This window comes from Streptomyces sp. NPDC007084 (assembly GCF_040703595.1).
Taxonomy (GTDB): Bacteria; Actinomycetota; Actinomycetes; order Streptomycetales; family Streptomycetaceae; genus Streptomyces.
Map to the genome: position 1 here is coordinate 40,985 of NZ_JBEYFY010000041.1, position 12,754 is coordinate 53,738.

The 12,754-nt window shown below is 70.8% G+C and carries 12 protein-coding genes and 1 pseudogene; 6 read left to right on the top strand and 7 right to left on the bottom strand.

Annotated features, from left to right (window positions below; genetic code table 11):
• Positions 1–54: 54 nt before the first annotated feature.
• On the top strand, positions 55–2,121 hold the full coding sequence (locus tag AB0912_RS26405) for a SpoIIE family protein phosphatase (protein WP_366703923.1): 2,067 nt from the start codon (positions 55–57) through the stop codon (positions 2,119–2,121).
• Here the strand turns inward: AB0912_RS26405 and AB0912_RS26410 are convergent.
• Entirely contained in the window at positions 2,118–2,999 is an 882-nt protein-coding gene (locus tag AB0912_RS26410; RefSeq protein WP_366703925.1) for a YhjD/YihY/BrkB family envelope integrity protein, read from the bottom strand. The two genes, AB0912_RS26405 and AB0912_RS26410, sit on opposite strands and share 4 nt — an antisense overlap.
• Positions 3,000–3,164: 165 nt before the next feature.
• Between AB0912_RS26410 and AB0912_RS26415 the strand changes: the two genes are divergently transcribed.
• Positions 3,165–3,740 (top strand): hypothetical protein, encoded by a 576-nt coding sequence (locus AB0912_RS26415; protein WP_366703927.1) that lies wholly within the window; start codon positions 3,165–3,167, stop codon positions 3,738–3,740.
• A 120-nt stretch (positions 3,741–3,860) separates the two neighbouring features.
• Here AB0912_RS26415 and AB0912_RS26420 read toward each other — a convergent pair whose 3' ends face one another.
• From AB0912_RS26420 to AB0912_RS26435, 4 genes are all read right to left on the bottom strand, one after another.
• Entirely contained in the window at positions 3,861–5,060 is a 1,200-nt protein-coding gene (locus AB0912_RS26420) for a beta-1,3-glucanase family protein (protein ID WP_366703929.1), read from the bottom strand.
• A gap of 404 nt (positions 5,061–5,464) precedes the next feature.
• Positions 5,465–7,741, bottom strand: coding sequence for a CocE/NonD family hydrolase (locus AB0912_RS26425; protein WP_366703931.1), 2,277 nt, complete (start codon positions 7,739–7,741; stop codon positions 5,465–5,467).
• A 99-nt stretch (positions 7,742–7,840) separates the two neighbouring features.
• Positions 7,841–8,875, bottom strand: coding sequence for a hypothetical protein (locus tag AB0912_RS26430; RefSeq protein WP_366703933.1), 1,035 nt, complete (start codon positions 8,873–8,875; stop codon positions 7,841–7,843).
• A gap of 265 nt (positions 8,876–9,140) precedes the next feature.
• Positions 9,141–9,887, bottom strand: a complete 747-nt coding sequence (locus AB0912_RS26435; protein ID WP_366703935.1) for a hypothetical protein — start codon at positions 9,885–9,887, stop codon at positions 9,141–9,143.
• Between the two features lie 118 nt (positions 9,888–10,005).
• Between AB0912_RS26435 and AB0912_RS26440 the strand changes: the two genes are divergently transcribed.
• Complete coding sequence (locus AB0912_RS26440; RefSeq protein WP_366703937.1) at positions 10,006–10,665, top strand: TetR/AcrR family transcriptional regulator; 660 nt, start codon at positions 10,006–10,008, stop codon at positions 10,663–10,665.
• A 54-nt stretch (positions 10,666–10,719) separates the two neighbouring features.
• Here AB0912_RS26440 and AB0912_RS26445 read toward each other — a convergent pair whose 3' ends face one another.
• Complete coding sequence (locus AB0912_RS26445; RefSeq protein WP_366703939.1) at positions 10,720–11,109, bottom strand: hypothetical protein; 390 nt, start codon at positions 11,107–11,109, stop codon at positions 10,720–10,722.
• A 68-nt stretch (positions 11,110–11,177) separates the two neighbouring features.
• Here AB0912_RS26445 and AB0912_RS26450 point away from each other — a divergent pair, with 68 nt between their 5' ends.
• Positions 11,178–11,450: a DUF3253 domain-containing protein gene (locus AB0912_RS26450; RefSeq protein ID WP_366703941.1), complete on the top strand. Its 273-nt coding sequence runs from the start codon at positions 11,178–11,180 to the stop codon at positions 11,448–11,450.
• 196 nt (positions 11,451–11,646) lie between these two features.
• Here AB0912_RS26450 and AB0912_RS26455 read toward each other — a convergent pair whose 3' ends face one another.
• On the bottom strand, positions 11,647–11,955 hold the full coding sequence (locus AB0912_RS26455; RefSeq protein ID WP_366703949.1) for a hypothetical protein: 309 nt from the start codon (positions 11,953–11,955) through the stop codon (positions 11,647–11,649).
• A 210-nt stretch (positions 11,956–12,165) separates the two neighbouring features.
• Here AB0912_RS26455 and AB0912_RS26460 point away from each other — a divergent pair, with 210 nt between their 5' ends.
• Entirely contained in the window at positions 12,166–12,336 is a 171-nt protein-coding gene (locus tag AB0912_RS26460) for a hydrophobic protein (protein ID WP_366703943.1), read from the top strand.
• Between the two features lie 242 nt (positions 12,337–12,578).
• Positions 12,579–12,754 (top strand): annotated as a pseudogene (locus AB0912_RS26465) (PRC-barrel domain containing protein); the annotation flags it as partial.

A 12,754-nucleotide genomic window follows, 5' to 3' on the forward strand; every position in this document is an offset into this window, starting at 1 on the left:
CGACAGCGGCGACGGAGCCGGCATGCCGCGCCGGCCGGCGGAGGAGGGCCAGGGATGACAGCCGATTCCTTGCAGTCCGAGAGCGGGGGCCACGGCCCCGACGCGAACCGGCCGACCGGACTGCTGGACGTCCTCAGCGTCGCCGCGATGGTCCTCGACGCCGAGGGCCGGATCGTGTTCTGGACTCCGCAGGCCGAGGACCTGATCGGCTACTCGGCGGAGGAGGTCCTCGGCAAGTACGCGGCCCGCATGATCATCCACCCCGAGCACCTGCACTCCGTCTCGAAGCTGTTCGCCGAGGTGCTGGCGACCGGCCGGAGCTGGGCGGGGGCCTTTCCCATCCGGCACAAGGACGGCAGCACCCGCCTGATGGAGTTCCGCAACATGCGGCTCCTGGACGACCTCGGTGATGTGTACGCCCTCGGTATCGCGGCCGATCACACCCTGCTGCAACGGGTGGAGACCGACCTCGCGCTGTGCGAGCAGCTCATCAACCAGTCCCCCATCGGGCTGGCCCTGATGGACCCCGAGTTGCGCTATCTCATGGTCAACCCGGCGCTGGAGCGGATCGACGGCATCCCCGCGGAGGACCACATCGGCCGGCGTCTGCGGGAGACACTGCCGTTCCCCGACGTCGACACCGTGGAGTCCGCGCTGCGTCAGGTGCTCACCACGGGCACCCCGCTGCTCGACCAGTACCACGTGGGCCGGCCGCCGGTGGACCCCGAGCACGAGCACGCCTGGTCCCTGTCGTTCTACCGGCTGGAGGACCCGGGCGGCCGGGTGCTGGGCGCGGCGGCCTCGGTGGTCGACGTCACCGAGCGTCACCGGGCCGCCGCCGAGGCCGACCGGGCGCGCCGGCGTCTGGCGCTCATCGCCGACGCCTCGACCCGGGTCGGCACCACCCTCGAGGTGGACCAGACGGCCCGCGAACTGGCGGACATCGCGGTCCCGGAGCTGGCCGACGTGGTCGCCGTGGACGTCCTCGACTCGGCGCTGGCCTGCCGTCGTATGCGCCGCCCCGACAACGGCCCGGAGTTCTTCCGCGCGCTGGCCCTCAAGGCGTCCCACCCCACGGTGGCCCTGCGCGCCGCCGACCCGCCCGGCGACCTGGCCGCCTACGAGGGCGACCGGATGGTGACCCTGTGCGTGCACACGGGCCGGCCGGTCCTCATACGGCATGTCGGCGACCAGGATCTTCCGCGCATCGCCCGTGACGCGCAGGCCAGCTCGCTGCTGGCCCGGGCCGGCGTCCACTCGTATCTCGCCGTGCCGCTGATCGCCCACGGTGAGGTGCTCGGCGCGCTGGACCTCAAGCGCACCCGCAACCCGGTCCCCTTCGACGACGACGATGTGGTGCTGGCGACGGAGCTGGCGAGCCGTGCCGCGGTGGCCATCGACAACGCCCGCTGGTTCCAGAGCGTGCGCAACACCGCGGTGACCCTCCAGCGGAGCCTGCTGCCGGAGCACCCGCCGAACCTCAACGGCCTGGAGGTCGCGTCCCGCTATCAGCCGGCCCAGGCCACCAGCGAGGTCGGCGGCGACTGGTACGACGTCATCCCGCTGTCGGACGACCGGACCGCCCTGGTCGTCGGCGACGTCATGGGCAACGGGATCGACGCGGCGGCCACCATGGGCCGGCTGCGCACCGCCACCTGCGCCTATGCCGACCTCGACCTCGATCCGGGCGATGTGCTCCAGCACCTCGACAAGATCACCTGCGATCTGGAGCACTACATCGTCACGTGTCTGTACGCCGTGTACGACCCGCACACCGGCCAGTGCCGGGTGGCGAACGCCGGACACATGCCGCCCGCGCTGGCCCGCCCCGGCGCCGCGCCGGTCCTGCTCGACCTGCCGCCGGGCGCCCCGCTCGGCGTCGGCGGCGTCCCCTTCGAGACCACCACGGTCGACCTGGCCACCGACGACGTCCTCGTCCTGTACACGGACGGCCTGGTGGAGACGCGCCTGCACCCCATCGACGACCGGCTGAACGTCCTGCTGAGTTTCCTCGACGAGCCCGGCCGGCCGCTGGAGGAGCTGTGCGACCTCCTGCTGTACGGGCTGCGCAACTCCGACGACCACGACGACGTGGCCCTCCTCGTCGCCCGCGCCACCTAGGGTGCGCCGTCCTTGGCGTTCTTCGCGCGGCGGTGGGAGACCTGGGCCCGGGTCGAGCGCCACCGCGAACGGGTCTGTTCCACCACGCTGTCCCACTGGCGGCGGACCTCGTCGTCGGAGGGCCGGTCGCCCGCCCGGATCCTGACGAGTTCCTCGCGCATCTCCCGCCCGAACGCGGCGGAGGCGACCAGCACGAACATCGCGGCGAACAGCGCCGAGATCATCGCGAAGACGGCGCCGACGGCTCCGTAGCGCGCGGTGTAGGAGTTGAACAGGCGCGGCAGGTAGATCGAGGCGCCCACGGAGTAGAGGGCGGTGAGGGCGGCGGCCGTGAGGCCGAAGGGCACGAGGTCGCGCCAGGCGATGCGCTTGGCCGACAGGACGGTGCCGCTCCAGACCAGGAAGGCGATGCTGACGGGGATCTCGACCACCGAGGCCGCGACGCCCAGGGGCTTGCCGCCCAGTGTCGCGTGCAGCCAGCCGGTGACGGCGGTGTAGCCGGCGAGTGCCAGGATCCACCACAGGCCGTTCCTGGTGTTGCGGACGCTGAGCGGGGGCAGTTGCCAGGTCTGTTCGAACAGGCGCTGGGTGGCGCGGGCGAAGCTCAGCACCGAGATGATCAGGAACAGGCTGCCGAAGACGCCGACGCTCGCGCTGGTGCCGTCGGCGGGGGCGAGGAGCGACCTGACCGCCTCGGCGCCCTGTCCGGTGAGGCCGTAGCGGCTGATGATCCGCTCGGCGGCGTCGTACTCCGAGAAACTGCTGAGGACGGCGCCGCAGAGGATCATGAGCGGGATCATGGCGGTCAGCGCGCTGGAGGCCAGGGCCATCGACCGGTCGAAGCCGACGATCTTCTGGAACCGGTTGAGGACGCGCAACGCGAACGCGGGACGCAGCCAGAACGTCAGCGTCCTGACGAGGCGTTCACGGTTGATCCCCGCCGTGCTGTCCTCCGTGGTCTCGGGCCCGGTGCGGCGCTGCGAGCGTAACGGACCGGTATCCGGGCGGCAGGGGACGACACGGCCTCTTCTGTGCTCCGGTTCATGAGCGGATGGCTGAGTGACAGCCAGGTACAGGTCGAACAGGCCGCCGAATACCGGGCGCTCGCCGAGCGTGGTGAGCTGCTGGAGCTGTCCCGTGCTGTGATGCGGGCCGCGAGCGCGCCGTCGGCGACCTGGCGACGGGCCGCGCCGGCGCTGGTCGAGGAGGCCGGCCCGGAGGCGGTACGGGCGGCGCTGCCGGTCTGGTCCGAGCCGGCCGCGCTCGACCGCACGGTCCCGCTGGTCGGCCACCGGAATCTGCCGTTCGACGTGAACACCCGCTTCGGCGCCTGCAACTCCCACGCGCTGCGCGGGCTCGGCTGGACGCTCGGTCTGCTGCCCGTCACGCGGGAGACGATCGGCGCCGTCGCCGCACTCGTGGAGATCTCCTTGGACCAGCGGTCCGGTGACCCGCCCCGGGCCCTTCATATGGCGGAGGCGGGCATCGTCGCACTGGCCCTGACCGGGGACCGCGCGGCGCGCGAGGAGCTGGAGACCCCGCGCGGGTGGGTCGGCCACCAGGGCACCCTGCCGCGCATCGACAAGGTCCTCGCGAAGGCCACGCTCGCGCACCGCTGACGTACGGCGCCCGCCCTCGGCGGCGCGGCCGGCGAGGGACGCGGCGGGGAGTCACCGCCGCCGACCGCGCGGTGACTCCCCGATGTGCCGCCCCTGGAGCGGGAGTTGTGCTCCGGAACGTTAGAACGGCGTGAGCGTCAGGCGGATCGCGGTGGGGGCGGTGTCCTGGATGTAGGAGGCGAAGTCGGCCACGTCGTCGAAGGCGAAGCCGTAGGCCTTGCCGTCCTCGGTGGCGGCGTGGACGGCCTTGGCGTAGTGGTTGGTGAGGTCGGTCCGGTAGAAGTCGTCGGCGGAGGTGGTCGGTTGGGCCGGGTTGCTGAGCAGGGTGGAGCGGTTGAAGCCCGCGCCGAGCACCGCGGCCACCGGGCCGGTCGTCCCGTCGTTGGGAGCGGCGAGGTTGCCGTCGCAGAACAGGACGTCACGGGTGGAGGGCTTGTCGAAGGAGACGGCGGCGGGTCCGTCGAAGGTGAACTTGTCGGCCCGCACCCGCCCGGTGAACGTCCCGGCGTTGGTGGTGACGGTCAGATCCTTGCCGGTGTACGTGCTCCACACCTCGTCGATGTACGGGGCGAAGTAGTCCTTCGCGAACAGGCCGGCGTCGAGACCGTGACCCGGCGCGATGATGCGGACGTCGTCCACCACCAGGGGCGCGAACGCCTCGACGCCCTTCACCGCCGCGAAGGCCGCCGCACGCCCGCCCTCGCGGACGGTGCCGGTGGTCTGCTCCTTGTCGCCGTTGAGCCGGATGCTGAGCGGGACGCTGAACATGTCGACCATGGTCGTGTTGCAGAACATGCCCGAGGAGTTGTACGTGAACTCGGCGCAGTCGTGCAGCACCGGGTAGTTGGGGTCGGAGGTGACCCAGCCGGCGGGGAACTGGAGCGCCGCGTTGCCGTCGCCGTCCGCGACGGCCTTGAACTTGAGCTTCTCGCCGAGCGACACGTAGATGCGTCCGGACATGTACGGGAGGCTGAGCTGAGTCTCGCCGCTGCCGGAGAGGGTGAGCGCGTAGTCGGTGAACCCGTCCGCGCCGTTGTCGGCGAGGGATATGGGCGCGAGGGTGCCGTCCTGGGTGACGCGGACCTGCCGGCCGTCCTGGTTGCCGACGATGTAGACGTGCACCGACGCGTTGTCGAAGGAGCCGCTGTTGTTGACGATCGTCAGTGGGAGCGAGCCCTCGGCCGCCTTGGTGGAGGCGTCCGTCGGGCCGGCCAGGGCGTACGGCGCGACGGCGGCGACCGCGGGGACGGCCACGGCGGCACCGCCGAGGGCGAAGAGCATCTTGCGGCGGGAGAGGTCACGGTGGTGACGAGGCGTCATGGGTGCGGTGCTCCTTGGTACTTGTGCCTGCGGCCAGGCTGTGGGGGGTGTTGTGCGGAGGGCGGGCGCCGTAACGCGCCCTGCCCAGGGGACTGTTCGGTTGTGCTGCGCACGGCCGGCGCGGGCACCGCGAATGATCGGAGAAGGCTCCTGAGAGCGCTCTCACAACGGCACCGGACGCCACCGATGGGCCCCGATGCTACGCACGACGGCCGAAGAGGCCAACCGGCCCGGCGGATCACCAAATCCCTTTGAACTGGGGTTACTTGAAGTTCGACACACCGCCCGCGAACCCTTAAGGCGCGTTTAAGGCACAGTTAAGAAGGAGCACTCCGCTTACGGACCGCGATCCGGCCGGTCCGCAGGCGGAGGGAGTGGCGGGCGCGGAGGCGCCTCAGCGCGGCTCAGGCATGCGATCGCCGGGGAACGACGGGCAGTTGGACGTATCCGAGGTGCGTCGGACCGGTGTACAGGGTGTTGGCCGCCCCGGTGTGATAGCTCGGGTCGTAGGCGTGGTGCGTGCCGTGGCCCAGGCCGTCGTAGGGCTGGATGTCGACGCGGATGCGGTGGCCCGCGCGGACCAGGGCCGTGTGCGGGATCAGTTCGATCTCCACCGGGACGACCTCGCCGTCGGCCAACGGCGCGTGATCGCCCTTGAGATGGGTGTGCTTCGGGGCGTACTCGGTGCTGCGCGCGGCGTCGAGCGTGCGGTGCGAGACCTTCAGCCAGCCCTTGGCCACCGGGTAGTGGCCGGTCTTGAGGCCCATGGTGGTGGGGCCGGAGTAGTCGACCTCCCGGTTGCGCTCGTCGACGACGCGGAGCGACACGTAGAGGTCCATGTCGTGGCTGTCGGCGGAGACCCACAGGGCGACCTTGCCGTACCCCGCGAGGACGAGATCCTCGGTGACCGGCTCGCTGATGAAGGACACTCCCGTGGTGCGCGGGTCGGTCGCGGTCGAGGCCGCGTCGCCGCGCAGGCTCTCGGGGCCGAGCGTCGCGTCGGGGAGCCGCACCTCGGCGGAGTAGCTCACACGGGCCTCGGCGTCCGGCGGCGTCGGCGCGATGCGCAGGAAGTCGTCCCGGGTGCCGTCACCGCTCCACGCGGCCGGTGCGGCGTCGAAGTACCACTTGGTGTACGCGGTCCGCGCGATCGGCCATTCGTCCTCCTCCTGGAGGTAGGAGGCGCCGTTGCCGGTGCGGATCTCCAGCCGCACCGGGGGCCGGTCCATGACGCCGTTGTCGACTCCCTTGAGCCAGTGGTCGAAGAACGCCATGTGGTCGGCCACGGACTCGGCCGCGTAGGACTTCACGAGCCAGTCCTCCCAGAAGTCGAGCTTCTTGTGCGGCGTCGGGGTGTGCAGATAGGTCTCGCTGCTGCCGAGCTGGTGGAGATGGCTCACATGGGTGGTCGCCGCGACGGCCCAGAGCGGCACGGTCACGTCGCTCATGTCCGGGCTCATGAAGACCTCGGCGCGCGGCCCGAAGACGGCCTTGGGGTCGGAGTCCTTGAACGGGCTGTCCCGCATGGCCTTCAGGAAGTCCACGGCGTCGAGTTCGCCGCAGACGGCCGGGACGAGGCCGTTGCGGTACCAGTGCGGGAAGAACTCCTCGTTGAGGATGCCCCCGTTGTAGGCGACCTGTTCGTACAGGTCGATGTCGGTGCCGATGGCGATCATCGCCTTGAGGTGGGCGGGGCGCAGGGAGGCCACGGCGTGCTGGGTGACGGCGAGGTAGGACATGCCCCACAGCCCCACGTTGCCGTTGGACCAGGGCTGTTCGCCCGCCCACTCGATGGCCTCCTTGTAGGCCTCGGCGGTGGAGATGCCCCAAGGGGCCAGCGTGCCGGGGCTCTTGCCGGTGCCGGGCCCGTCGACGCGGACGACGATGTAGCCGTTCGGCACCCAGGCGGCGGTGTTGACGGTCTCGTGGTTCTCCCAGGGAATCCCGTCGGCGTTCCCGTGGAAGTACTCGTCCTCCATCCGCTCGTGCTCTTCCAGGTCCTCGTCGCCGCAGATGGAGTGGTGGTTGAACGCCTTGCCGTACACACCGCAGCTCATGATCACCGGGTATGCGCCGTCCTCGGCGGGGCGGAACACGTCGGCGTAGAGGTGGGAGCCGTTGGCGAGGGGGATCTTGACGTCGCGGTGGCGGCGGATGCCCATCGCGTTGCGGCGCAGCTCGTTGCGGGCGGCGGCCGGGGTGCACAGCCGGCGCGGTGTGCGGTCGTCGAAGACGCCGGCGCTGTTGAGGTCGGCGAGCAGCGAGACGACGACGGGGTCCTCGGTGAACGCCCGGATCTCGTCGTCCTCGCGGCCGGCGAAGGCGATGTCACGGCGGAAGTCCAGCGGGCGGTCGCCGACGATGCCATGGATCTCGGGGGCTATCCGGGTGCCGTGGTCGGGCACTGCGTCGCGGCCGAGGGTGAAGAGCAGTCGGGCGATGTTGGTGAGGCCGGGGTCCTTGAGCTTGTGCGGGCTCCCGTCGACGCGGGCGACCATCTGCGCCAGGTGCACACGCGGGGCGCCTTTGAGGGTGCCGAGCGCGGTCTCCCCGAGGAGAAAGGCGACCCGCTCCCCGTCCCGGTAGCGGAACTCCCCTCTCTCGTTCGTCAGTCCGGAACAGGTCGGCGTCTCGTACGCGAGCCCGCTGACGGGACCGGCGAGAACTCCGGTTCGAAGCATGGTGAACCTCCTGGGGATGGGGTCGGAGGCGGGGGGCCGTCTCCTGCGTCCTGTGCTCAGGCCCGGAACCGATCCCGTAGGACCGGAGGCCACTGGGATTCAGCGTGTGACGAGTTCGGGATGTGAGACGTCGGTCGTCCCGGAGGTGGCGGCGCCATGGGAGTCCGGGGTCGCGCGCCGGCCCCGCCGGTCGGCGAGGAGGACGAAGGCGACCCCGACGGCGGCCCAGGCCGCGAGGACGAGCGCGGGGGTGGCGGCACCGGTTCCGTCGAAGAAGGCGTTCGTACGCAGCAGGCTGCCGGACGCGCCCGGCGGGAGCAGCCGGCCGACGGTGGCCCAGCCGTCGGGCAGCCAGTGCGGGCCGGTGGCAAGGCCCGAGAGCGGGTTGCCGAGCAGCATCATGAGCGCGCCGCCGAGGGCGAACCCGCCCATGCCGAGCAGGGCTTGGAGGCCGAGCAGGGTGGTGGACATGGCGGCCATGCCGAGGATGACGCCCAGCGCGGTGATCCCGTAGTCGCCGTCGATGGAGTGGGTGCCGAACTGGAGGACGGCGGCGACGGCGGCGCCCGCCACGACGGAGAACAGCAGGGCGCCGGTGAGACGGGTCCGCAGCCCGCGGTGGCCGGGGAAGACACTGCCGAGGATCAGGGCGGGGAAGATCCCGCCGAAGATCATGGGCATCAGCGCCGCGGTCAGTCCCGCGCCCCGGGGGTCGTCGTCGGTGAACGGCACCAGGTCGTGGACGGTGGCCCGCGTCTTGTTCTGCTGGGCGACCCCGTCACCGAGGGCCGTGAGGGCGCTGGTGGCCGAGGGGCCGCCGGCGGTGGCGGTGTAGACGTCGACGCCGTGGCCGGTGACCGCGAGGCCGCCCGCGACGTCCTTGTGCAGCACGGCCTTCTCGACGGCTTCGGGGGTCGGGTAGAGGCGGATGTCCCACGCCGGCCCGTCGACGTTCTCCCGGATCGCCTCGGCCGCCTGCCGGGGTCCGGTGACACCGATGGGTACGTGGTGCGGGCCGCTGTGCAGCGAGGGCAGCGCGAAGGCGCACAGCATCGCGGCGATCAGGGCGGCCAGTCCGAGGACGACCAGAGTCAGTTTGCGTCCCGTACCGGGCGGGGTGACGTGGTGCGACATGGTGGAGGTCTTTCGTTGCTGGGCACCGGCCGCCGGAAGGACGGGGTCGGTTGCCGGCTGGAACGGTGGGGTGGTTCGGCGGGGCGCAGGACTCAGGACTATGTGCGCTGGGCGATGGGCGCGGGACGCTGAGCGGTGGGCACCGCCGGCCCTCGTACGCCGGAGGCGCGGGCGGCGGGAGCGCCGGGGTGGGTCGTCCTGGCACGCCGGGGCCGGGGCCGCGCCGGAGGACTCAGCCGGGGCGGGCGCTCCCGCCTCCCGCCGCTCAGACCTGGGCAGCCGCCGCGGCGACGATCCAGTTCCTGAACTCGACGGCGTAGTGCCGCAGATGATGGTCGAGGACGTCCTGCGGACAGGACGCCGGGAAGTAGACCGTCAGGTTCGCCGTGAACCCGTCGGCGGTGTCGCCGAACTGGATCAGCGCCCGTCCGACGACGGTGCCGTCCTCCAGGAAGAGGTTCGAGGACATCTTGCGCGGATACTCCGCCTCAGGCAGGAGTTCGTCCGCGTCCTCGGCCCAGGCCATCGCCGCCGTGCCCCAGCCGCCCATGTAGAACGAGCAGACGTGCGGGCCGATGTTCTCCACCACGCGCGCGCCGATGGCGTCGGTGCCCATCGCGTAGTGCTCGGGGTGCGCGGCGAGGAGCGGGCGTTCGTCGTCGCCCGCGAAGGCCGCGTCCATCCAGGCCAGGAACTCCCCCGAGGTCAGACCGCGGGCCGCGAGCACGGTCGTCCCCGCGTTGAACCGGCCCTCTGAGGTACGGGCGCACTCCCGCAGGAAGGCGTTGCCCTCCTCGATGTCCGCGGCCAGCAGGTCGAGCAGACCCTCGCGGCCCAGTCGCGTCCTGAGGCGGTCCAGGGCGCGGCGCGCGTAGAACAGTTCGAAGTCGTCGATGGTCCCGGAACCGATGGGCCCCGATTCCAGCGTCACGGTCACCGCCGGGGACGCCTGCTCGTCCGTTCCGGACGTCCGCGTCCGCTCGTCCGTCATGGACGTCTGCTTGTCGGTCATGGTCCACACCTCCCATATGATGTGAATGTAAATTCACATTCACGTTATGAGGGTACGCAGAGAGGTGCACCACTTGTCAAAAGTTCCTGCTGGAGCCGCCGCCGATACGATGCGAGGCATGACCGACGAGCACGACCGCCCGGCGCCGTACCGGGAGCCGAGGCAGGCGCGCAGCGCGGCGACACTCGCCCGGGTGCTCCAGGCCGCCGAGGACCTCGCCTCGTCGGTGGGCATCGAGGACATGACGATCACCGGCGTCGCGGAGCGCGCCGGCGTCTCGGTCGGCACGATCTACCGGCGCTTCGAGGACAAGGAACAGCTCGTCAACGCGCTGACGGAGCGCATGCTGGACCGGCGCGAGGAGTACGTGGCCGAGCGGCTGTCCTCGGCCGAGCCGTCACTGTCCGGCGTCATGGACGCCTACGCGCACGCCCTGCTGGAGTCGTTCGAGGACGGCGGCAACTTCTTCCCCCAACTGCTGCGCGCCCGGGGGACCAAGCCTCCGGACCGCGGCCTGCGCACCATCACCGTGATCCATCGCCTGCTGCTCGACGCGGCGGCTCCCTACATGGACCAGATCCGCCGCGCCGACCCCGCGAGCGCGCTGGACACCGCCGCGCGCGCGGTGCTCGGCGCCTGCTTCCACAACTCCGTACGCCCCGACGCGCCCGCCGGTGAGGCGGCGAAGCGGCGATACGCGGACGAACTCAGCGACATGGCGCTCGCCTACCTGCTCACACCGGGCCGCCGGGACACGACCGACGCCGCCCCCGCCTGAGGGGCCCGCCCCACAAGGGGCTCCAGGTCACCCCGCCGGACGAGACGAGGACGGTCAGGCGTCAGGGTCGACTTCGGGGTGCGTGAACCGCACGGGCCTGCCCAGCGACCGGGCGTACGCGATCTCGGCTCGGGTGCTGTCTCCGATGTAGTCACCGACCACGAGCACCTCGTCAGCGAGCCGGATCTTCGCCCGGTGCAGAGCGTCGAGCCGAACCTTCAACGCCCCGGCCTCGACAGGATCGGACCACAGTTCGTGCGGCGACTTCATGTCACAGCCCGGCTTGACGACGATCCTTCCATCCTTGGTCTCCCGCAGATCGGCCTCGTTCATCTCGGCCATGAAGCGGGTGGAGCCGCAGATCACGACGATACGCGGGAGACCCAACAGCTTCTTCGCGTCCGCGAGCTTCTCCTCAGGGGTGCGCACTTGCGGCGATGACACTGGTGACTCCAGGTGGTGTGGTCCAAGGGGTGCGGTCGGAACGGTAGCGGGGCGACGATACTGGTGGAGTGTCCTACGACGACGCGGAGACCGGGCGGCGGCTGGAGCGGGTCATTCTGGAGCTGCTGGATCGTCGTGCCCCGACCGCGAGCATCTGCCCGTCCGACGCCGCGCGGGCGGTGCACGAAGGGGATGACGACGGCTGGCGCGCCCTCATGGAACCGGCTCGCCGCGCCGCCCGGCGGCTGGTCGCGGCCGGCGAGGTGGAGATCACGCAGGGTGGGCGTCCTGTCACGTCGGCCGAGGTTCACGGCCCCATCCGTATCCGCCGCTGCCGCTGACACACCGGAACCGGTGCTCTCCGAAGCCGACCGCCCTACCGCCCCCAAGGCCACGCGTTCTCCGAGGCCGACCGCCCCAGCGCCCCCAAGGCCCCGCGTTCTCCAAGGCCGACCGCCCCACCGCCGCCCAAGGCCCCGCACTCTCCGGCCCGCGTCCCGCCATGCACTGTGCGACCGCGACCGCGCCCGCGGGAACTCAGTCCAGTTCGGCCAAGCCCTTGCGCCAGCGTGCCCGGCGTTCCTCCTCGCTCTGCTCCCACCATGGTGTGCCCCGCTCCCCCAGGGCCACCTTGGACAGGTGTACGCGTGCGCGTGCGGCCCGTTCGGCTTCGGGGTCCTCGGCGCGCCGGGCCGCGGCGACCGCGCGCCGGGCCGCCATGAGGTGGGAGCGGAGCCGCGCCGCGACGTCCTCGGGAAGGTCCGGGTCCGTCGCCCGCCAGCGGCGCCCGCCCACGATGATGAACCGCCCGTCAGGGCTGTGCTCCGGTCCGGCGTCGGCTCCCACCGAACGCACCCTGCCAGACAACGCCAACGGCCTCCACTCGAAACACGTCCCACGGGGCGCTATGTCGTACGGGCCGCTATTAGAGGCACCCGCCACCTTCTTTCGACTTTTCGAGAGAACGTGCCGCTTCGGAGCCGGCACCGAATAATCGGGATGCGCAGGAGTGCGGGCCGATCCTCCGGGCACACGATGCTCCGGAGGTTGATAATCATGGTTCCTGTTCTTCTCGTTCTTCTGCTCGCCCTGATCCTCTTCGGTGCCGGATTCGCGCTCAAGGCCCTGTGGTGGATCGCCGTGATCGTGCTGATCGTGTGGGCCCTGGGGTTCGTGATCCGCCCGACGGCAAGTGGCGGCAAGCGTGGCCGCTGGTACCGCTGGTAAAACGCCTGAACGGCGGCACAACACAAGCACCACGGGTGGGGCCCGGCACTACGGTGCCGGGCCCCACCCGTGTCCCCTCCCGTTCCGGTGGCCCCGGCCGCACCGATTCGGGAATGGATGTGTGAGGCCAAGAACCCTGGGAACTCGGCGTACTGAAGGAACGTCACCGAATTCGATGACACCTGAAATGCCTCCACCGTACGACTGTGGACGGCACCGAAATTCGATGAGGGAGCCGTTTTATGAGTGACAGCATCTGGGGCTACCAGCCGACCACCGGCTACACCGCGGGCACCGACCTGACCGGATTCAAGGTCGAGGCCACCGACGGAAGCATCGGCAAGGTCGACAAGCACTCGGACGACGTCGACTCCTCCTACCTCGTCGTCGACACCGGCGTATGGATCTTCGGCAAGCA

Bases quoted from the DNA above. Each gene is read 5' to 3' on its own strand.
- AB0912_RS26415 (WP_366703927.1), top strand. From the start codon at position 3,165: ATGAGCGGATGGCTGAGTGACAGCCAGGTACAGGTCGAACAGGCCGCC.
- AB0912_RS26420 (WP_366703929.1), bottom strand. From the start codon at position 5,060: ATGACGCCTCGTCACCACCGTGACCTCTCCCGCCGCAAGATGCTCTTC.
- AB0912_RS26425 (WP_366703931.1), bottom strand. From the start codon at position 7,741: ATGCTTCGAACCGGAGTTCTCGCCGGTCCCGTCAGCGGGCTCGCGTAC.
- AB0912_RS26460 (WP_366703943.1), top strand. From the start codon at position 12,166: ATGGTTCCTGTTCTTCTCGTTCTTCTGCTCGCCCTGATCCTCTTCGGT.
- AB0912_RS26430 (WP_366703933.1), bottom strand. From the start codon at position 8,875: ATGTCGCACCACGTCACCCCGCCCGGTACGGGACGCAAACTGACTCTG.
- AB0912_RS26435 (WP_366703935.1), bottom strand. From the start codon at position 9,887: ATGACCGACAAGCAGACGTCCATGACGGACGAGCGGACGCGGACGTCC.
- AB0912_RS26405 (WP_366703923.1), top strand. From the start codon at position 55: ATGACAGCCGATTCCTTGCAGTCCGAGAGCGGGGGCCACGGCCCCGAC.
- AB0912_RS26440 (WP_366703937.1), top strand. From the start codon at position 10,006: ATGACCGACGAGCACGACCGCCCGGCGCCGTACCGGGAGCCGAGGCAG.